16 protein-coding genes and 1 tRNA gene are annotated in these 19,232 nt (G+C 63.0%); 6 read left to right on the plus strand and 11 right to left on the minus strand.

What is annotated here, in order from left to right:
* Positions 1-113: 113 nt before the first annotated feature.
* Together BMX94_RS10765 and BMX94_RS07610 are read right to left on the minus strand one after the other, a co-directional pair.
* On the minus strand, positions 114-236 hold the full coding sequence (locus BMX94_RS10765) for a hypothetical protein (protein WP_286160053.1): 123 nt from the start codon (positions 234-236) through the stop codon (positions 114-116).
* Positions 237-258: 22 nt separating this feature from the next.
* The gene (locus BMX94_RS07610) at positions 259-1,224 is read right to left on the minus strand and encodes a homoserine O-succinyltransferase (protein WP_091005301.1); all 966 of its coding nucleotides are present in this window, start codon (positions 1,222-1,224) and stop codon (positions 259-261) included.
* 271 nt (positions 1,225-1,495) lie between these two features.
* On the opposite strand from BMX94_RS07610, the gene BMX94_RS07615 reads away from it, so the two are divergent.
* Positions 1,496-2,764 carry a DEAD/DEAH box helicase gene (locus BMX94_RS07615; protein WP_091005302.1) on the plus strand — a complete coding sequence of 423 codons (1,269 nt, stop codon included), beginning with the start codon at positions 1,496-1,498 and terminating at the stop codon, positions 2,762-2,764.
* Between the two features lie 49 nt (positions 2,765-2,813).
* Complete coding sequence (locus BMX94_RS07620; protein WP_091005303.1) at positions 2,814-4,103, plus strand: class I SAM-dependent rRNA methyltransferase; 1,290 nt, start codon at positions 2,814-2,816, stop codon at positions 4,101-4,103.
* A 19-nt stretch (positions 4,104-4,122) separates the two neighbouring features.
* Here the strand turns inward: BMX94_RS07620 and BMX94_RS07625 are convergent, their stop codons facing one another.
* Entirely contained in the window at positions 4,123-5,253 is a 1,131-nt protein-coding gene (locus tag BMX94_RS07625; protein ID WP_091005304.1) for an ATP-binding protein, read from the minus strand.
* Between the two features lie 116 nt (positions 5,254-5,369).
* Entirely contained in the window at positions 5,370-5,867 is a 498-nt protein-coding gene (tadA, locus tag BMX94_RS07630) for a tRNA adenosine(34) deaminase TadA (RefSeq protein ID WP_091005305.1), read from the minus strand.
* A gap of 70 nt (positions 5,868-5,937) precedes the next feature.
* Here tadA and BMX94_RS07635 point away from each other — a divergent pair.
* The 4 genes from BMX94_RS07635 to BMX94_RS07650 all read left to right on the plus strand — a co-directional run bounded on the left by BMX94_RS07635 (position 5,938) and on the right by BMX94_RS07650 (position 10,323).
* Positions 5,938-6,023, plus strand: a tRNA-Ser gene (locus BMX94_RS07635).
* Between the two features lie 86 nt (positions 6,024-6,109).
* Positions 6,110-6,661, plus strand: coding sequence for a LemA family protein (locus BMX94_RS07640; RefSeq protein ID WP_091005306.1), 552 nt, complete (start codon positions 6,110-6,112; stop codon positions 6,659-6,661).
* Between the two features lie 545 nt (positions 6,662-7,206).
* Positions 7,207-9,060 carry a magnesium transporter gene (locus BMX94_RS07645; protein WP_091005307.1) on the plus strand — a complete coding sequence of 618 codons (1,854 nt, stop codon included), beginning with the start codon at positions 7,207-7,209 and terminating at the stop codon, positions 9,058-9,060.
* Positions 9,061-9,063: 3 nt separating this feature from the next.
* A complete protein-coding gene (locus tag BMX94_RS07650) occupies positions 9,064-10,323 on the plus strand; it encodes an Nramp family divalent metal transporter (protein ID WP_091005308.1) in 1,260 nt (419 codons plus the stop codon).
* A gap of 191 nt (positions 10,324-10,514) precedes the next feature.
* On the opposite strand, the gene BMX94_RS07655 is transcribed toward BMX94_RS07650, so the two are convergent.
* The 7 genes from BMX94_RS07655 to BMX94_RS07685 form a co-directional block, all read right to left on the minus strand.
* Positions 10,515-11,474, minus strand: a complete 960-nt coding sequence (locus tag BMX94_RS07655) for an ABC transporter permease (protein WP_091005309.1) — start codon at positions 11,472-11,474, stop codon at positions 10,515-10,517.
* Position 11,475: 1 nt separating this feature from the next.
* Positions 11,476-12,672, minus strand: coding sequence for an ABC transporter permease (locus BMX94_RS07660; RefSeq protein ID WP_091005310.1), 1,197 nt, complete (start codon positions 12,670-12,672; stop codon positions 11,476-11,478).
* The gene (locus BMX94_RS07665; protein WP_091005312.1) at positions 12,665-14,203 is read right to left on the minus strand and encodes an ABC transporter ATP-binding protein; all 1,539 of its coding nucleotides are present in this window, start codon (positions 14,201-14,203) and stop codon (positions 12,665-12,667) included. The genes BMX94_RS07660 and BMX94_RS07665 overlap by 8 nt, the downstream gene beginning before the upstream one ends.
* 46 nt (positions 14,204-14,249) lie before the next feature.
* Positions 14,250-14,990, minus strand: coding sequence for a purine-nucleoside phosphorylase (deoD, locus tag BMX94_RS07670; protein WP_091005314.1), 741 nt, complete (start codon positions 14,988-14,990; stop codon positions 14,250-14,252).
* Between the two features lie 145 nt (positions 14,991-15,135).
* Positions 15,136-16,326, minus strand: coding sequence for a BMP family lipoprotein (locus BMX94_RS07675; RefSeq protein ID WP_218138472.1), 1,191 nt, complete (start codon positions 16,324-16,326; stop codon positions 15,136-15,138).
* Positions 16,327-16,860: 534 nt separating this feature from the next.
* The gene (gene mtnA / locus BMX94_RS07680) at positions 16,861-17,934 is read right to left on the minus strand and encodes an S-methyl-5-thioribose-1-phosphate isomerase (RefSeq protein WP_091005316.1); all 1,074 of its coding nucleotides are present in this window, start codon (positions 17,932-17,934) and stop codon (positions 16,861-16,863) included.
* Positions 17,935-18,002: 68 nt separating this feature from the next.
* Entirely contained in the window at positions 18,003-19,121 is a 1,119-nt protein-coding gene (locus tag BMX94_RS07685; protein WP_286160054.1) for a PRC-barrel domain-containing protein, read from the minus strand.
* Between the last annotated feature and the right edge of the window lie 111 nt (positions 19,122-19,232).

The raw sequence follows: 19,232 nt of genomic DNA on the forward strand, positions 1-19,232 counted from the left end.
AAGACAGCCGGGGCCCGCGACGTGTGCCGCAGACCCCGGCCGCTTTTTGGCGCCTCATGCCGAGAAGTGCTTCGCTAAGACTCCTTGTAGGCGATGAGCAGGCTAGATGCCTCTCAGACGTAGACGTAAGAGGATATCTGGTCAGGCAGGTCGTACGTCTCGGCCACGTGTGGCAGGTGCGCGCCCTCGAAGATCTGGTAGCAAAACGTGGGGTTGAGCCCATGCGCCTCTTGCACGACTCCGTCTGCTCCTCCGACGTCAGAACTTGTCGACCATGCCGTTGGCGCCCGCGTGGAGCTGCCGGATGGTTTGGGGTATGAGGTCCAGGTCATAGGGGGTCATCTGGTAGACCCAGTTGAGCCAGTTGCGATAGAGGAGATTCGCGTGAGCGCGCCACGTGAAGATGGGCTGGCTCTCGGGGTTGTCGTCCGGGAAGTAGTTCTCGGGCAGACGAATGGGCAGCCCCTTGTGGAAGTCACGCCAGAACTCGTCGGAAAGCGTGTCGCGGCCGTACTCAAAGTGGCCGGTCACGTAGATCTCGTGGAAGTCTGGGGTGGCAATAATGGCTGGACCGCTGGTAAAGCCCTCCGAAAGCACGTGCAGCTCGGGGTGGCGCGCAAGCTCGTTGGTATCGATGGCGGCGTGGCGCGAGTGCGGCATGTAGTGCACCTCGTCGAAGCCGTTCGTGAGGAAGTTGTACTCGTCGCACAGGCGCTGAGGAAAGACGCCAAAGAGCTTGGAGCCCAGCTGCTTCTTGGGAATGCGGTACAGGTGCCAAAGCCCGGCCATGGCGCCCCAGCACAGGTACATGGTGGAGAGCACGTGCTCCTGCGACCAGTCGATAATTCTGCAGAGCTCGTCCCAATAGTCAACGTCCTCGAAGTCCATCTGCTCCACGGGAGCGCCAGTGATGATGAGGCCGTCGTAGTTCTTGTCGACAAACGAGTCGAACGTATCGTAGAACTTCACGAGGTGGTCCTGCGAGACGTGCGTGGCCTCGTGCGTCGAGACGCGCATGAAGTCGCAGCTCACCTGCAGCGGCGACTTAGATATGAGGCGCAGAATCTGGGTCTCGGTCTCGATCTTGGTGGGCATGAGGTTGAGGATGGCCACCCTCAGCGGGCGGATCTCCTGGCGCTCGGCAACCTCTTCCTCGAGGGCGAAGATGCGCTCTTGATGCAGGATCTTCTTGGCGGGCAGGCCGTCTGGGATGTTGATAGGCATGCATGTCTCCTTGAATAGCGCGAACGGGCAAGACGAATGGGCGCCGGCGGCGGTTGCCGCGACGCAGTTAGCGCATTCGACACATTCGCGCCGTGAGTAGAGCCATGTTTGCCCTGTTCCAGCTCATGCAAGGTCCTTCTCGCCACGCGCACCCCATATGGCACGCACGCTCTCACAGTATAGTAAAGACCGCGTTGACTGTCCCCGTTTTCATGCGGCGATATTGTCGTGAAGGTGGAAAAGCGCACGTACATGCCCCATACTGTGCAGCATGAATACATCATTTGCCGAGCTCGGGCTAAACGAGCAGATCCTCGCCGGGGTGGAAGCCCTTGGCTTTGAAACCCCCACCCCCGTCCAGGCGCAGGCCATCCCCGTTGTCCTTGAGGGGCGCGACGTGGTTGCCTCCGCGCAGACGGGAACCGGCAAGACCGCCGCGTTCGCCCTACCTGCGCTGCAGCTCATCCAGGGCCAGAAGGCACCTAGCAAGGAGCCCCTCGCCCTGGTGGTGACGCCCACGCGCGAGCTTGCCACGCAGATTGACAACGTGGTGAGCGTGGTGTGCAAGGAGACGGGCCAGCGCGCCGTCATCGTGATGGGCGGCGCCAAGTTCGACAAGCAGATCACGCAGCTCGAGAAGGGCTGCGACCTTCTGGTTGCAACGCCCGGTCGCCTGCTCGACCTCATGGAGCACAACCACGTGAGCCTCTCCAAGGTGCAGGTCCTGGTGCTGGACGAGGCGGACCGCATGCTCGACATGGGGTTCTGGCCAAGCGTGCGCCGCATCATGCACGCGCTGCCCGAGAAGCACCAGACCCTGCTCTTCTCGGCAACCATTCCGCCAAGCATTAAGAGCACCATCGATGCGCTGCTGAGAGACCCCGCCTACGTGGAGATTGCACGCGTTGGACAGACGGCCGACACGGTTGAGGAGCACCTCTGCCCCGTCACCCAGGGCCAGAAGACCCAGCTTCTGGAGGCACTCATCAAGACCGGTGGCGGCACCGGCGTGCAGCCAGAGCGCGTGCTGGTATTCTGCCGCACCAAACACCGCGTGGACGATGTCTCGAAGCTCCTCAAGAACGCCGGCCTCAAGGTGGACGTTATGCACGCCGACCGCCCGCAGAAGGCGCGCGAGAAGGCACTCGAGCGGTTCCGCGATGGAAAGGTCCAGGTGCTTGTTGCCACGGACGTGATGAGCCGCGGCATTGACGTCGAGGGCATCGATGCGGTGGTCAACTTCGACGTGCCCATGGATCCCGAGGACTACGTGCACCGCATTGGGCGCACCGGCCGCGCCGGCGCCACGGGTCACGCGTACACGTTCATGGCGCCTGACGAGGTGAGCCCCCTGCGCGAGATCGAGTACTTCACCAAGAAGCTCGTCCCTGTATGGGATCTGCCCGATTTTGCCTACGACGAGGGACGCATCATCCCGCAGCCCGGGCGCTCGACCGTCAAGCCCACGCGCACGATGTTCTCGGGCTCCAAGGCTCGCGGACGCGGCTTTGGCGGCGGCCGATACGGTCGGCACTTCTAGGGCCGCCGATAACACGCGCGTTTGGCCACCGTCCACCAAAGGGATCACCATGAAGCAGAAGCGTCCATATCCGCAGGTCATCGTCACGAGAAAAGCCGCCCGCGCCCTTGCTGCCGGGCATCCCTGGGTCTTCGAGGGCGAGGTCCTGCGCGTGGAGCCGTCACCGGCAGATGGACGAGACGCGCAGAACGGCGACGTGGTGGACGTGGTCGAGGAGAACGGCACGTGGCAGGGCGTGGGCCTTCTCTCCGAGCAGAGCAAGATTCGCGTTCGCGTTGTGAGTCGCAATGCCAACGACCGCATAAACGAGGCCTTTTGGGCCCGCAAGCTCCAGTGGGCATGGGACTATCGCAAGGCCACCATGGGGTCACGAGCGCTGCCGGGCTGTGAGCCGGACACCAACTGCTGCCGCGTGCTCTTCTCGGAGGCGGACGGGTTTCCAGGGCTAGTCGTTGACCGCTACGAGGATGTACTTGTCTCGCAGGTGGGAACCGTTGGCATGCAGCGTCTGCGCCCCACGCTCTACCCGCTGCTGCTCGACGTGCTGCGCGCAGACGGTCAGGACATCCGTGGCATCTACGAGAGAAACGATGCGCCTTCCCGTCTCAAGGAGGGCCTTGCGCAAGAGAAGGGCTGGTGGGTCGAGGATTGCCGCCCTGCTCCGGAAAGCGCCCGCGTCGTTGCGTGCGAGAACGGCATTGCCTACGACCTTGACCTCGAGAACAGCCAAAAGACCGGGTTCTTCCTCGATCAGAAGTACAACCGTCGCGCCGTGCGCGAACTTGCCCACGGCCGCCGTGTGCTTGACTGCTTCTGCCACGTGGGGCCGTTTGGCCTCAACGCCGCGGCGGGCGGCGCCGCGTTCGTGCGCGAGGTCGACGTAAGCCAGACGGCCATCGACCTTGCGCGTGAGAACGCGCATCTCAACGGCCTTGACGCAACAATGGACTTCACCTGCGCAAACGTGCTGGAGTACCTACCAGCACTTGTCTCAGACAAGAAGCGTCTGCGCGAGGAGGGCGGGCCCTTCGACCTCATCGTCTTGGATCCCCCGGCGTTCACCAAGAGCCGTGGAACCGTCGACCATGCCGCTCACGGCTATCGCGAGATCAACGAGTGGGCCATGCGGCTTTTGCCGCGCGGCGGCTACCTTGCCACCTGCAGCTGCAGCCACTTTATGACGCGCGACCTTCACGCCCGCGCCATTGCCGAGGCCGCACACAACGCCAACGTCCAGCTGCGTCAGATCGAGGAGCGCCAGCAGGCGCCCGACCACCCCATTCTCTGGGGCGTTCCCGAGACCCACTACCTGGACTTCTTTGTGTTCCAGGTGGTGTAGAGAAAACCTCGAGAGCCGCCTACCACGATGACCCGCGCAGGTACTCCGCCATGTGTGGGGTCGATAGGCGCACGTATCCCTTGCCGTCCGCCTCAATGACGTGCTCTTTTATGAGGCTCGCACGGTACTTGCTCACCCAGCTCGAGCTCCTGTTGCACCTCCGAGCGATGTCTGCCACCGCTGTGGAACCGGGATCGTCGACGGCAACGGCCTTTACGAATTCTCTTTGCGCAGGTGTGAGCCCGTCCATGATTGGTGCGCAGACCGCCTCGCCAAATGCCACCACGGCATCGCTGATACCGCGATCAACGTCGGCACACTCAATGAGCCGTGACCCCCTCCGGTCCGCGGACTGCCACATGTAGTAGCCAACGAGCTGTACCATATAAGGGTAGCCCGCTGCAGCCTGCGCCGCAGTCAGGGCGTCTTCCTGGCTGATTTCCTTGCCGGACTCCCTGACCACGTCCACATATGCCGCGCGAACATCACTGAGAGGGACCTCGGCCAGAATCTGCTGCTGGCTGCGGCGCAAGAAAGTGAGAACCTTGTTGTTGAGCACTTCGTCGACCATCGACGGCAAGGCAGCAAAGACAAACGCCACTCCGTGCTTCTTTGCATCCGAGACGTCACGCATATCCTCGTCCCTCAGGACGTGCTGGATGGCCGTGGCCACGGCGACAAGATCTTCCTCGGAGGCAGCCTGCGCCTCATCGATGGTGAAGAGAACGCCCTTGCCAGCTGGCATACGCTTGAGCTTGGCCTCGATGGCCTCTCTCAGCGTGAGTGCAGCGTTACTTGGCGAGATGCTGACGCTCCCCAAACTTGCGGAGACCATTCCGCCCACTCCCACGGCAGGGCTGATTGTCGCGCCCCCAAACCTCAGACCACCAGAGGAGAGAGCCGCCACCAACCGCTCGCACAGACCATGCGATGCGGTATCGGAAACCACAACCCAATCGTGCTTTTTGGCAACGCGCCCCAGTTCGGTAAGCATGACCGTCTTTCCAAACCCACGCTGGCCAGAGATGAGCATAAGCCTGCCGGGAGCCCCAGCACCGTTGTCCAAGGCATCCTCGAAGTCTCGTATGACGGACTCCCTCCCAATGAGGATGGGCGGCATCTTGCCAGCAGTGGGCTTGAATGGGTTCATCGGCCACTCCTCCTGCGTTTCACACCGTCTTGCACGAACTTATACCGTCTTACACGATTTTATACCGTCTTATACTGTCCGGCGCACCGCCCGCGTGATCGGCGGACGTTGCGTCCCTAGCCCTTGCTCTTGCGGCGCGCGCGGAAGAACGTGCGCAGCTGCTCGGCGGCCTCGTCCGCAAGCACGCCCGACGTCACCTCAAACGCATGGTTGAGTCTCTCGTCATGGCTCACGTCGAAGAGCGTGCCCAGCGCACCGCCCTTGGGGTCCGGCGCGCCATACACGCAGCGATCCACGCGCGCGTTCACCATGAGACCCGCACACATGAGGCAGGGCTCAAGCGTCACATAGACTGTGCACCCGGAGAGCCGCCAGCGGCCAAGCGCGCGGGCCGCCTCCTCCATGGCGAGAAACTCTGCATGCGCGGCCGGATCGGCATCCCCCTCACGACGGTTGTGCGCACGAGAGACGACCTCGCCGCCACACACCACCACCGCACCTATTGGCACCTCGCCCTCTTCTGCGGCAGCGGCTGCCTCCTCCAGCGCAAGATGCATGAACCGGAGGTCTTCTGCAGCGGTTTCTTCGCTGTTGTCCTGCTCGTCTCGGCTCATGCTCGCCCCTCTCGCGTGGTCTCGAATCGACTTTTCCGGCGTATGCGCTAGGATATATCCACGCACCCACGGAGGGGTGGCAGAGTGGTTGATTGCAGCGGTCTTGAAAACCGCCGGGCGCCTTGCGTCTCGAGGGTTCGAATCCCTCCCCCTCCGCCTCACACGTCCCATCATGAGGCATTGCACGTCGTTCGCGCCCCAGAAAGGCCCGCTACTGCCCGCCCGCTTGAAGGGAGCCCTCCATGGCCGCAATCATTGTCGTCATCGTTATCGTCGTTGTTCTTCTCGTCTGGTTTGTAAGCATCTACAACGGCATTGTTCGCAAGGACAACCGCTGCGACAACGCCTGGCAGACCATCGACGCGCAGCTGCAGCGCAGAAACGACCTCATCCCCAACCTGGTCGAGACCGTCAAGGGCTATGCCGCGCACGAGTCCGGCACGCTCACTGCCGTTACGCAGGCGCGAGCCGCCGTGATGTCCGCAAAGACGCCCGAAGAGAAGATGGCCGCGTCCAACGTGCTTTCCGACACGCTGAAGTCGCTCTTTGCCGTCTCCGAGGCGTATCCCGAGCTCAAGGCCAACACCAACTTCCAGCAGCTGCAGTCCGAGCTCTCTGACACCGAGAACAAGATCAGCTATGCGCGCATGAGCTTCAACGACTGCGTGCTCGAGTACAACAACGCCATCGAGACCTTCCCCGGCAACGTTGTGGCTGGCACCAAGTTCAAGGAGCGCCAGGGCTTCGAGGTTCAGTCCGAGGCGGTGCGCCAGGCACCGCAGGTCAAGTTCTAGGTTCGTCTCGGCGAGAAGTACGATTCGATGCCGACGGGGCAACGTTGCCCCGTCGGCATTTTGCTGCGACGTCGCGAGCGCACGCACTGCCCTTTTCGGCGCCCCCGTCCCCGGGACCAGCGCCCCCGTCCCTGGGACCTAGCGGAGGATATCGCTTTTTCTTAAAAGTCAGCCGCGTTTCCCCAGTTGGCAGAAATATTTTTAAGAAATAGCGATAATCTCCGTCGGTCTGCCGAGAAGGGTCACTGCCGCCAGATCCGCCAACCCCGCGCCCCTAACGTGGAGATTAACGAATCGTTACCCAAACGCGATGGGACCAGCAGCCCAGCGCCACAAGCCCTCGTGTACAATGGCCTGTGCGCATGGCCAAGCGTGCCACGCGCGGTCATCAAAGGTCAAAGAGAAAGGCTTCCATGAAACCCCGACCTCACAGTCGATGACCCCTCCGGCGTGCTATTGGCAGCCCGCCGCATGGGGTGCCGTTCCACCAGATATGCCGTGTGCGTAGCCTTACCCGGGTGCACGCCGGCAGAGAAGGAGCACGCATGATCTACCTCTCCCAACTCCTGGGAAACCCGGTTCTCGACCTCAACGGCGAGAAGATAGGCACCGTTTCTGACCTGGGCATCGCCACCGGCGAAGTCTTCCCCCGCGTGACCAGTCTCGCATTCATGGGCCCCGGCCACACGCCGTTCATGATCAGCTGGCGCAAGTATGTCGACACCTACGACGAGCACGAGGTCCATCTCAAGGTCGTCGCCACCGACATCCGCTTCTCCTACTTGCAGCCAAACGAGGTCCTTCTCGCACGCGACATCCTCAACAAGCAAATTGTTGATACTCGTGGCATGCGCGTGGTTCGCGTAAACGACCTCAAGCTTTCGGACACCAACTCTTCTCAGCTGCGTCTTCTGGGCGCCGAGGTGGGCATCCGCGGCATCCTGCGCTCGCTCTCCCCCGGCATCGAGCGCCTGGCGCTGCGCATCGCACACACCTTTGGCAAGCAGCTTCCCGAGAAGATCATCGCCTGGAGCTACATGGACCTCGTGGAGCGCGACCTCTCCGACGTCAAGCTCTCGGTCTCGCACAAGACTCTCGACGACATGCACCCCGCCGACATCGCCGACATCATAGAGCGCCTGGACCCGCGCCTGCGCGGGCAGGTCTTTGCCCAGCTTGACGACGAGCAGCGCGCGGGCGCCATGGCCGAGCTGGATGACGACGCCATGGCCGCGCAAATCATGGGCAGCATGGATGAGGCAGACGCGTCGCGAATCCTCTCCGAAATGGACCCTGACGACGCAGCCGAGCTTGTCTCGGAGCTTGATTACGACAAGGCCGAGAAGCTCCTCAAGCTCATGGGCGTCAACGAGCAGAAAGCCATTCGCCAGCTGCTGGGTTACCGCGAGGACACGGCGGGCCGCATCATGACCTCCGAGGTGGTCTCGCTTCCGGAGGACAAGACCGTGGCCGACGCCGTCGAGCGCCTGCGCGGGCTGGACGAGGACTTCGAGAGCGTGCGCTACGTCTATCTCACCGACGAGGACGAGAAGCTCTCCGGCGTGGTCACGCTAGGACGACTCATTGTGTCCGACCCCGACACCCGCCTCGATGACATTGCCACCAAGGAACTTAAGACCGCCAGTCCCGAGGATGACCAGGAGGACGTGGCGCAGGACATCGCAAAGTACAACCTGCTGGCCATGCCCGTCGTCTCGGACGAGGGCAAACTGCTGGGCATTGTCACCGTAGACGACGCCTTGGACGTCTTGGAGGAGGAGCACGCCGAGGACCTGCAGATTGCCGGCGGCGCCAGCTCCGACGCAGACGGCACCGAGCACGCCCACGACCTGGTGTGGCTGCTGCGCCGCAACGCCTGGTTCTTCTTCTGGATCATTGCCACGGCGGTTATCTCGCTTGCTTTCAAGTCTGATACCGGCACCTTCACGGCGGCACTTCTCGCCTGCGCGGCCATGCCGCTCGCCCTTGTGGTTGCCGACGACTCCGTGAGCTACGTCACCAACTTCTTCCTCGAGAACGACCCAGACGACGAGGACTCACCCTCCACGCTAGGTTTCACGCTTCGCAGCATTGGCACCGGCCTGGTCTTTGCCTTTATCTGCACGCTGCTGGTGCTCGCGTTTGTGAGCCTGGCGCTGCCCGGCGCCTCCGACGCCGCGCTGGCGCACGCGCTTCGCCTGGGCTTCACCGCTGCGGCCGTATCAGTGCTGGTCTCGTTCGCTCTTACGCCCATCTACCTGGTTATTCTCCGCAAGCGTGACGAGAAGAACCAGGAGACCTCGGGCTTTGCGCTCGCCATTATCTCAATGATCGTCGCCGCCGTGGTGTTTGCCATCGCCATCGCCGTGACCGGCACGACCGGAATCGTCCTGGGGTAGCCCATGGCAGAGGCAAAGGACAGCGCGAAGAAGTCAACAAGAAAGGCCGGGCGCCTCGCAATTCTCGCCGCCATGGGACCGGGGCTTCTTACCGCCATGGCCGGCAACGACGCCGGCGGCATTGCCACGTACTCCTCGACGGGCGCAACGTACGGCTACGGCATGCTCTGGACCGTGCCGCTCATGTGCGTCCTGCTCATCGTGGCGCAGGAGACCGCCGCGCGCATGGGGTGCGCCACAGGCAAGGGCTTTGCGGCGCTCATCCGCGAGCAGTTTGGCGTGCGTGTCTCGGCGATCGCCATGCTCGCGCTTATCATCTCCAACTTCACGGTGACGCTCTCAGAGTTCGCGGGCATTGCCTCGGGCATGGAGCTCTTTGGCATTCCATTGCAGGTGAGCGTGCCCATCGCAGGCATCGCTACGTGGCTTCTCACGCAGAGTGGCTCATACCACCGCGTCGAGAAGATCCTTCTTGCGCTCTCCTGTGTGTTTCTCACCTACATCGTGAGCGGCATCATCTCCAACCCAGACTGGGGGCTTGCACTCAAGGACACCGTGATTCCGCAGTTCTCGACCGACCCTGGCTACGTGTCGCTGCTGGTGGCCAATATTGGTACCACCATCTCGCCGTACATGCTCTTCATGGTGAGCTCAAACGTAGTTGAGAAGAACCTCAAGGGCTCCGACATCCCCGGCCAGCGCGCCGACAACGTCTCGGGCGTGGTGGCTGCCGAGATCACCACCTGGTTCATTGTCCTCACGACCGGCACCGTGCTCTATCCGGCGGGTGTGACCGTGAACAGCGCAGCAGACGCCGCGCAGGCGCTTGTGCCGCTTGCGGGGCAGTATGCCTCTGCGCTCTTTGCCGCCGGCCTTGCTGGGGCATCGTTCCTGGCGGCATGCGTATTGCCCGGCATCACGGCAAGCGCCGTTTGCGAGGCATTTGGCTGGGAGCACGGCGTGGACCGCAGCTGGAACGAGGCGCCGGCATACCGCGTCATCATCACCGGCATCACGATCCTCTCCGCTGCGATTGTGCTCATCCCCAACGTAGACCTCTTTGGCGTCATGATGTTGGCGCAGGTCATCAATGGTGTGCTGCTGCCGGTGCTTATGGTGTGCATGGTTCTGATTGCAAGCGACAAGCACGTCATGGGTCAGTACGCAAACGGTCGCGTGTGGACGGGCCTCACGTGGTTCACCATCGTGGTGGTCATCATCCTCACGATTGTGATGTTCGTGCTGCAGGCGATGGGACTGTAGGGGTCTTTTCAGCCTGTGGCGGCGGGGTGGTGCCGCAGCAGAGGTTTCGTACGGAGTTGCTGCCAAAGTGGGCCCTGTGGCGCCAAAACGGCGCCACAGCGGGGGTTTCTGCAGTCGTAGCTGCAATAAATCGCCCTCCGGCGCCAAGCGACACCGAAGGGCTCAAGGTCACACGCGTTTCGCGGCAGCTGCTAGCGCTCGCCTGCGTCGTAGGGGACGCCGGCAGCTTTGGGCGGGTGGTTCTTGCCCGAGAAGAACACCAGCAGAATCATCGTGAGCACATACGGCAGCATGAGGAAGAGGTCCGAGTAATTGCTCGAGAGCCCCATAGAGAGGCACAGCTGGTAGCCGCCGGAGCGCGCCAGGCCAAAGACGAGGCACACCAACGCGGTCGACGGGATGTTCCAGTTGCCAAAGATCATCGCGGCGATGGCGAGGTAGCCAAAGCCCATGTAGATGCTGGGCGAGAAGTTCGCCGAAATCGAGTACGCGTAGCAGATGCCGCCAATGCCGCAGAGCGCGCCAGAAATCACGACGGCAATGAATCGCGTCTTGTTGACGTCACCGCCGGTGGCATCCACGGCCTGGGGGTTCTCGCCGCACGCGCGCAGGCGCATGCCAAAGCTTGTCTTGTACATGAGGTACCAGGCAGCAATGGCAACCACCGCAATGAACCACTCGTAGGGGTACATGTCGGTGAAGAACCAGCCCAGCACGGGAATCTGGCTCAGGACGGGCACGGTCACCTGGTCTGATACGCCAAGGACGAACTTGTTCGAGGCCGCCCCGGCAAGTGCCTGGTTGGCAACACTCGTGAAGAAGGTGGTGAGCGCCGCCGCCAGGATGTTCACCACCACGCCGCTGATTACCTGATTTGCACGGAACCTCACGCAGAGAAACGCGTGCAGCAGGGAGTAGACGGCGCCGCCGATCATGGACGCCAGCATGGCGATCACGATGACCATCTGGTTGTCGCTGCCCATCTGCTGCATGAGAATGACGGCGACGAGAGACCCGACGAAGGCGCCAAAGCCCTGGAAGCCCTCGACGGCAAGGTTGGTGACGCCGCTCTTCTCGGAGTAGATGCCACCGATGGCCATGATGAAGAGCGGTGCCGCAAAGGCAAGCCCGTCAATGAACACGGTATCCATGCTACTTCTCCCCCTCTCCCGTCGTGGCTTCCGCAGCAGCCTCAGTCTTGGCCTTGGCCTCGAGCTTGGCGTCCTCCTCGCGCTGCAGCCTGCGGTGGGCAAGGTACTTGAAGTACCCGCCGCACGCGGAGAAGAGCAGCATGATGCCAACGATGAGCGACGCGATCTCCTTCTGGACGCCCAGCGTGGAGCTCATGAAGTTGCTGCCGTTCTGGAACACGGAAACCAGGATCGACGCGAAGACGCTTCCGATGGGGTTACCATTGCCGAGAAGCGCGACGGCGATGCAGTCGTAGCCCATCTGCGGAAGCGTCTTGGGCACGATGGTCGTGTAGTAGCCGCAGTAGTAGGCAACGCCGGCGAGGCCAGCGAGCGCGCCGGAGAGCGCCATGGCCTGGATGAGCCGCTTGCCCACGTTGATGCCGGCGTACTTCGCGGCCTTGGGGTTCTGACCCACGGCCTTGAGCTCGAAGCCCACCACCGTGCGCTTGAAGAGCCAATCGAGGAAGAACGCAAGCGCCACCGCAAGGAACACGCCCAGCGGGATGGTGCAGTTGACCCCGCCGATCTGCACGTTGTAGATCATGAGGGCGGCGTCGGTCGAGCAGGGCAGCGAGGAACGCGTGAGACCGTTCACGTAGTTGAGGTTGATGAGGAAGCCCACGACGTAGTTCAGGATGTAGTTGATCATGATCGTGGAGACGACCTCGTGCACGTTGAAGCGGTACTTGAGGAAGCCCACGAACGCGCCGAGGAGCGCGCCCACCACGACGCCAACCACAACAACCAGCGGCTTGGCGAGAACGGCGGGCAGGTCGCTGTAGCCGATGAGCACCGTAGCCGTGAACGCGGAGGCCACCATCTGGCCGGAGATGCCGATGTTGAAGAGGCCGGCACGGAAGCCCACCACAAAGCCCAGCGATGCCAGCAGCATGGGGGCAAGGTAGCCCAGGAAGGTGAAGAAGTCCGACTGGATGCCCGCGCCGCCGCCGTAGCTGCCCTTGGGTGCCAGGCCCGAGCCCTGGAGGAAGCTGTAGAACCCCACGAACGGGTCCTTGCCAAGCACCACAAGGAGTATGCCTGAGACGAGAAGGGACAGCAGCACGCAGAACACGGGGACCGCGATGTGCGACCAGCGGCCGTCCAGCAGCCGCTGGAACCAGTCCGACCCTCCTCTTTTCTTCTCGGCGTCAGTCATTGTCCGCCACCCCCATCATGTACCTGCCCACTTCCTGCGAGGTCATGGTGCTCGCCGGGGCCGTCTTGAGAAGCTTGCCGTTGTAGATCACACCGATGGTATCGGCCAGCTGCATGACCTCGTCGAGCTCGAGCGAGATAAGCAGGACGGCGGCCCCGCGGTCGCGCTCGGCGATGATCTGCTCGTGGATGTGCTCGATTGCGCCCATGTCCATGCCGCGGGTGGGCTGCACGAAGATGAGGAGCCGCGCGTGCTGCTCGATCTCGCGCGCGACGATGGCCTTCTGCTGGTTTCCACCGCTCATCGAGCGTGTGACGGTGCGCCCGCCCTGGCCGGAGCGAATGTCGTAGCGCTCGATAAGGTCGTCGGCGAACTCGCCGATCTTGCCGTGGTCGATCACGCCGCGCTTGGAGAAGGGCTCCTTGTAGTAGCGGCGCAGAGCGAGGTTCTCGTCTAGCGGCAGGTTCATGAACACGCCCATGCCCTGGCGGTCCTCGGGAATGTAGGCGATGCCGTCCTCTACACGGTTGCGGACGGTCTCGCCCGTGATGTCCTTGCCCTCTAGCGTGATGGTGCCCTTGTAGGCGTCCTGCATGCCAGCGATGGTGTTGGCAAGCTCGCCCTGGCCGTTACCGGCAACGCCTGCGACGGCGAAGATCTCGCCCTCATGGATGGTGAGCGAGACGTTCTGCACCACCTCGAACTTGTCGGCGTTTCTCACCGTGAGGTGGTCGACCTTGAGGACCTCCTTGCCAAAGTGCGGCTCGCCCTTGGTGGTCTCGAGCTTAACCTCGCGGCCGACCATGAGGTTGGCCATGTGCTGCACGGAGGTGCCAGCAACGTCGAGGACGTCCACCAGCTTGCCGCGGCAGAGGATGGCACAGCGGTCGGCGACCTTCTTGATCTCCTCGATCTTGTGGGTGATGAGGATGATGGTCTTGCCCTGGTCGCGCAGGCCGCGGATGATGTCGAGAAGGAACTCGATCTCCTTTGGCGTGAGGACGGCGGTCGGCTCGTCGAAGATGAGAATCTCGGCGTTGCGGTAGAGCATCTTGAGGATCTCGACGCGCTGGCGCTGGGAGACGGCAAGGTCGCCCACCATGTCGGTGGGGTTCACCGCAAGCCCGTACTGCTCCGAGATCTCCTTGACGCGCCTGTTTGCCTCCTTGATGTCCACGCAGGGCAGAAAGCCCGCCAGACGCTTCTTGGGCTCGACGCCCATCACGATGTTCTCGGCGACGGTGAAGTTGTCGACCAGCTTGAAGTGCTGGTGCACCATGCCAATGCCCGCGGCCACGGCGTCATCGGACGAATCGAACTTCACCTCCTGGCCGCGGAGGACAATCTTTCCTGCGTCGGGCTGGTACATGCCAAAGAGCACGCTCATGAGCGTCGACTTGCCCGCGCCGTTCTCGCCGAGAAGGGCAAATACCTCGCCCTTCTTGACGCGCAGCGTGACATCGTCGTTTGCCACGATGCCCGGGAAGCGCTTCGTGATGTGACGCATGTCGATGATGTAATCGTCTTGCATGGCTTCCTCCCGTGCCTCTCGCTGGGACGCGCTTGCGAGCGGCAACCTACTCGCCCGCAACGGTCCAGGCGGTCTCCAGGCCAAGGCACATCATGGTGTCGAAGGAGTTCTGGCGCTCCTCGGCCGTCATGGCCTCGTGCGAGATGAGGCTGTCCGAGGCCGTGAACATGGCGAGCGCCTTCTTGTGGCAGCCCTGCGCCGTCCAGTAGAGGCCGGCGGACTCCATCTCGACCGCGAGCATGCCCAGATCGGTGAGGCGCTGGGGCAAATCGGCGTTGGCCTTGGGGTAGTAGAACTGGTCAGACGAGTAGACCTGGCCAACGTGCGGGTGCACGCCGAGCTTCTCGGCAGCGTCCATACATGCCTTGAGCAGCTCGTAGTTGGCAACCGGCGCAAAGGTTCCGGGCAGGCCGTAGATGTCGCCGTAGGAGGAGTTCGAGGAGGAGCCCATGGCAACCACGACGTCACCGAGATGCACGTCGGGCTGGAGCGATCCGGTAGAGCCGATGCGGATGATGGCGTCGACGTCGAACTGCTCGTAGAGCTCGGTGGAGTAGATGCCAACGGAGGGGATGCCCATGCCGTGGCCCATCACCGAGACCTCGCGGCCCTTGTAGATGCCCGTGAATCCGAGCATGTTGCGCACGTTGTTGAAGCACACCGGATTCTCGAGGTACTTCTCGGCAATGCGCTTTGCACGAAGCGGGTCGCCCGGCATAAGGACGACCTTGGCAATCGAGGTTCCCTCGTTGAGCGAGATGCTTGCCGAGATGGACTCCTTGGCCATGTTCACACACCTTTCCCGGCGGTTCTTCCGCCTTCCCGTGAGCCTAGGCAGGCGAGAAGCCCGCCCGCCGGAAACCAAAGGGGCCGCGACGCCTTGTGGCGCCGGGCCCCAGGAAGCACGCGATCGGCGCGCCCCGACGCGCCGCCTACTTGAGACCGGGGAAGTCGTCCGGCTTGTAGTCGTTGGTCGCGGCGGCGGGCACGATGGTGCCGGCCTTGAGGGCGTCATAGCACTCGGAGAGCTTGGAGAGCGCGTCGGCGGAGAGCTGCTGGCGGCCGTCGGCAGAGACGTATCCGGTGGAGTCCGTGTCGGCGCCGAGGAGGTCGTCGTGGCCCTTGAAGGTGCCGTCGTAGATGGCGGTGAGCTGCTTGTCGACGTTGGTGTCCATCACCTTGAGCGTGGAGGTGAGGATGATGTTGTTGCTGCCATTGGCGCCGTCGTCGTACTGGTCGACGTCGCAGCCGATGGCGTAGACCTTGAGCTCGGAGCCGTCGGCCTCCTTGATGGCGGTGAAGGTGCCGTTGCCCGCAGCGCCTGCGGCGACGAAGATCACGTCGCAGCCCTGGTCGATGAGGGCGGAGCCCACGACCTTGCCGCCCGCCTCGTCAGTGAAGTCGCCGATGTAGTTGCCGCCCACGTTGTTGCCGGAGAGGTCCGTGCCAGCGTAGGAGGGAAGCTCGACGCACTCGGCGGAGGTGCCGTAGTGCGCGTTGGCATAGTTCACGCCGGACATGAAGCCGTACTGGTAGTTGACGTTGGACTGGAACGGCATGCCGTTGACGACGGCGACCTTGTTCGACTTGGTGGAGAGGGCGGCGGCGACGCCCGCGAAGAAGCCGCCCTCCTGCTCCTTGAACGTCATGGTGTAGACGTTGTCGAGGGACATGGGGTTGCCGTTGGCGTCGGTGATGGTGGAGTCGACCACGATGAACTTGTGATCGGGGTTGGAAGACGCGATGTCACCCACGGCAGCGAAGTTGTAGCCGGGGAGCACGAGGGCGTCGTAGTCGCCAACGACCTGCTGAACCGTGGGGACCAGGTTGTTGTAGTCCGGCTCCTTGATGTCGTTCACGGAGCAGTCGGAGTGGTCCTTGAGGAACTCCTGGATGCCGTCATAGCAGTTCTCGTTGAAGGAGCCGTCATCGATGCCCGAGGAGGTAATGATGACGATCTTGAGCCCCTTCTTGGCGTCTGAGCTGGAGCTGGAGTCCGAGCTAGAGCTAGAGCTAGAGGAGCTTGAAGAGCCGGAGCCACAGCCGGCAAGGCCGAGCAGGGTGACGGCAGCCGTACCAGAGGCCATCCCCAAGAAACCGCGACGCGAAACCTGAGCAGTCATAGCGCACTCCCTTTTCCCATTGGCTTTCCCCTCCGACGCTTCCTCTCACCCAATCGTCGGATAGTCACAAGCTTAACCGTTGGCCGGATACGCGATGGTCATCACAAGGGGATTCTCGACCACTGGTAACCAAATTGTTCGTAACGGGTGCCGTTATTGATGTGCGACGTTCATTATTTCTCGGCCGTGGGACTGGGAGACGGGGCCCCGCGGGGAGGAGGGCGGACGCACTCTGCCAAGAAACGCCCTCCGGCGAGATTCTGACGCCGAAGGGCTCGTTGTCGCAGCAACTGCGTACGAAAGGGGCCCTCCGGCGAGGAATTGACGCCGGAAGCCACGCCGCTGCAGCTATCACGTACGAAACACTTCCTCCGGCGAGATTCTGACGCCGGAGGGCTCGTTGTCGCAGCACTGCGTGCGAAAGGGGCCCTCCGGCGCCGATTTCTCGCCGGAGGGCCATTGCCCGCAGTCTTTCTCGCCAAGAAGCGCCTTTTGGCGCCAAGTGCGCAAAAAAAGCACCGCAGCGGCGTCGCCCTACAGCTCGTACGGAGCCGTGAGCAGGCCATTCTCGGTGATGATGCCCGTGATCAGGCTGTGATCGGTCACGTCGAACGCGGGGTTGAAGACGTCCACGCCCTCGGGTGCCATACGCTCCTTGTACCACATCTCGGTGACCTCGTCGGGGTCGCGCATCTCGATGGGAATCTGCGCGCCCGTGGGAGTGTCGTGGTCGATGGTCGAGCTTGGCGCGCACACGTAGAAGGGCACGCCGTAGTGCTTGGCGAGAATTGCCACGCCCGAGGTACCAATCTTGTTGGCGGCATCGCCGTTGGCGGCAACGCGGTCGCAGCCAACGAAGACCACGTCGATGCGCCCCTGCTGCATGAGCATCGAAACCATGTTGTCGCACTGCAGCGTCGTGGTGATGCCGGCGTTGTACAGCTCAAACGACGTGAGGCGCGCACCCTGCAGGAGCGGCCTGGTCTCGTCGCAGTAGACGTGCATGTCGGTGCCGGCCCATCCCTGCTCGAGCGCAGTGTACATGGGGGCCGTCGCCGTGCCGTACTTGGCGGTGGCCAGCGTGCCGGCGTTGCAGTGCGTGAGGATGCCCACGGGCTGCCCTGGCTTTCTCACCTGCTGCATGATCTTGAAGCCAATAGCACCGATGTTGCGGCTGATCTGCACGTCCTCCTCGCGAATTCGAAGCGACTCCTCGAAGAGCTCCTGCTTGAGCTGGTCAACGGGAAGGTCCAGGTGGTCGCGGCAGAACGCGTCCATGCGGTTGAGGGCCCAGAAGAGGTTGACCGCCGTGGGGCGCGAGGTTGCCAGGTAGTCCGCGATCTCCTTGAACTGACGGTAGAACTCCTGTTGGTCGGCGGTGTCGATCTTGTTGGCGAGGACCGCAAGGCCCTCTGCCGCAGCGACGCCAATGGCGGGTGCCCCGCGAACGCGCAGCTTCTTGATGGCCTCCCACAGCTCTTCCTTGGTACGAAGGTTGATGCGCTTCACCGTACCCGGAAGCACCGTCTGGTCGATGATGTCCAGGGACTCGCGGTCCTCCGGCAGCTTCACCGAGATGACGCGGTCGAAAAACTCCTCAACGCTCATGTGGCTTCGTTCTCCCCTCTCTGTCCTACGGCCGCGGCGCTGGCGAGAAGCACCAGCGCACGGGCTCGCTACTTGCTTGCCTTGTCAAACTCGTCCTTGAACGAGCCGAGCATCTTTCCCATGCTGTTGAGCCCGCGGCCCAGCGCGCGGGCTGCCTCGTCTCCGGCACTGCGGCTTGCCGCCGGCTTCTTGGCCTTGGGTGCGACGGTCTTGGCTGCGCCGGCCTTCGCTGCCGAGACAGGCTTGGCCCCCGTGCCTGCGGCGGATTTCTTCACGGCATAGGTCGTGGGCCCGGAGGTCGCAGCCGCGCGCTCCTCGGGGCTAGCCTTGAGCGTGGCCGTTGGTTCGGAGACGCGCACGTCAGCGGCCTCGGTGGCGGGAAGCTGGTTCTTCTCGGCCGCGGCACGCAGCTCCTCGGCCTCCTCGCGGGCACGCTCCGCCTCGCCCTCGGCGCGGGCGTCGTCGATGGCGCGCTTTGCCTTGCCCAGTGCCTTGCCCAGTGCGAACGAGCCCTTGTCGACCGCCTCGCCCGTGGCCTTCCCGGCCTTCTCGCCAAACTCCGCGCCGCGAATCTTGGCCTTTGCCGTGGCCTCACCGGCCTTGGCGGCCAAGCCACCGTTGAGTTCCAGCTTGGAGGCCTCGTCCTTCACGATCATGCGGCCCTTGGAGTAGCCGACCATCATGCTGGGCGGAATCTCAACCGAGCCCACGAGCGCCGTGGCCATGCCGCCGTCGCCCACCAGGAACTTGGTCACCTTACCCGTGGACTCGTCGAACTCGGCGTCGCCCACGTAGCCCAGCTCGCGGCCAGACTCGGTGCGGGCGTCCATGCCCGCCCACATGATGCAGGAGTCCCAGTCGACTCCCAGGCGCTCGCGTGCCTTGTCGTCGAAGGCGCCCTCCTCGCCTACCACGCGGAAGCCCTTCTCGCAGGCAGCCAGCGAGTCGAAGGCCACAAAGACGTCTTCGCGCTTGACCATTCCGGCAACATCAGGGCGCGCCACCAGGTAGCCCACCATGGAGCGGCCGTCAGGCGTGAACACGGCCATGTGAATCTTGCCGAGCTTGGAAAGGCGCTCGCCGCTCTGCTCGCCAGCTGCGGGCTTCTCGCCCTTCTTGGGCTTCTTTGCACGAGCCTTCTTGGCGATGAAGACCTTCTTGCCCTGCATGTCACTAATCTTGGCCACGGTATCACTCCCCAACCGCACTTCGCGCAGGCACCGCGAAGGCGACGTTGTCCCAGCATGCACGCCAAACAAGCAGGCGGGGCACCGTCTGGTACCCCGCCATGCGTGCAC

Origin of the sequence: Olsenella sp. KH3B4, assembly GCA_900111695.1 — a bacterium.
GTDB lineage: Bacteria > Actinomycetota > Coriobacteriia > Coriobacteriales > Atopobiaceae > Tractidigestivibacter.

What these genes read in the sequence shown, in the direction of transcription:
- BMX94_RS07610 (WP_091005301.1), bottom strand. Translation starts at nt 1,224, where the DNA reads ATGCCTATCAACATCCCAGACGGCCTGCCCGCCAAGAAGATCCTGCAT.
- BMX94_RS07665 (WP_091005312.1), bottom strand. Translation starts at nt 14,203, where the DNA reads ATGCAAGACGATTACATCATCGACATGCGTCACATCACGAAGCGCTTC.
- BMX94_RS07620 (WP_091005303.1), top strand. Translation starts at nt 2,814, where the DNA reads ATGAAGCAGAAGCGTCCATATCCGCAGGTCATCGTCACGAGAAAAGCC.
- BMX94_RS07645 (WP_091005307.1), top strand. Translation starts at nt 7,207, where the DNA reads ATGATCTACCTCTCCCAACTCCTGGGAAACCCGGTTCTCGACCTCAAC.
- BMX94_RS07640 (WP_091005306.1), top strand. Translation starts at nt 6,110, where the DNA reads ATGGCCGCAATCATTGTCGTCATCGTTATCGTCGTTGTTCTTCTCGTC.
- tadA (WP_091005305.1), bottom strand. Translation starts at nt 5,867, where the DNA reads ATGAGCCGAGACGAGCAGGACAACAGCGAAGAAACCGCTGCAGAAGAC.
- BMX94_RS07675 (WP_218138472.1), bottom strand. Translation starts at nt 16,326, where the DNA reads ATGACTGCTCAGGTTTCGCGTCGCGGTTTCTTGGGGATGGCCTCTGGT.
- deoD (WP_091005314.1), bottom strand. Translation starts at nt 14,990, where the DNA reads ATGGCCAAGGAGTCCATCTCGGCAAGCATCTCGCTCAACGAGGGAACC.
- BMX94_RS07650 (WP_091005308.1), top strand. Translation starts at nt 9,064, where the DNA reads ATGGCAGAGGCAAAGGACAGCGCGAAGAAGTCAACAAGAAAGGCCGGG.
- BMX94_RS07660 (WP_091005310.1), bottom strand. Translation starts at nt 12,672, where the DNA reads ATGACTGACGCCGAGAAGAAAAGAGGAGGGTCGGACTGGTTCCAGCGG.
- mtnA (WP_091005316.1), bottom strand. Translation starts at nt 17,934, where the DNA reads ATGAGCGTTGAGGAGTTTTTCGACCGCGTCATCTCGGTGAAGCTGCCG.
- BMX94_RS07655 (WP_091005309.1), bottom strand. Translation starts at nt 11,474, where the DNA reads ATGGATACCGTGTTCATTGACGGGCTTGCCTTTGCGGCACCGCTCTTC.
- BMX94_RS07615 (WP_091005302.1), top strand. Translation starts at nt 1,496, where the DNA reads ATGAATACATCATTTGCCGAGCTCGGGCTAAACGAGCAGATCCTCGCC.
- BMX94_RS07625 (WP_091005304.1), bottom strand. Translation starts at nt 5,253, where the DNA reads ATGAACCCATTCAAGCCCACTGCTGGCAAGATGCCGCCCATCCTCATT.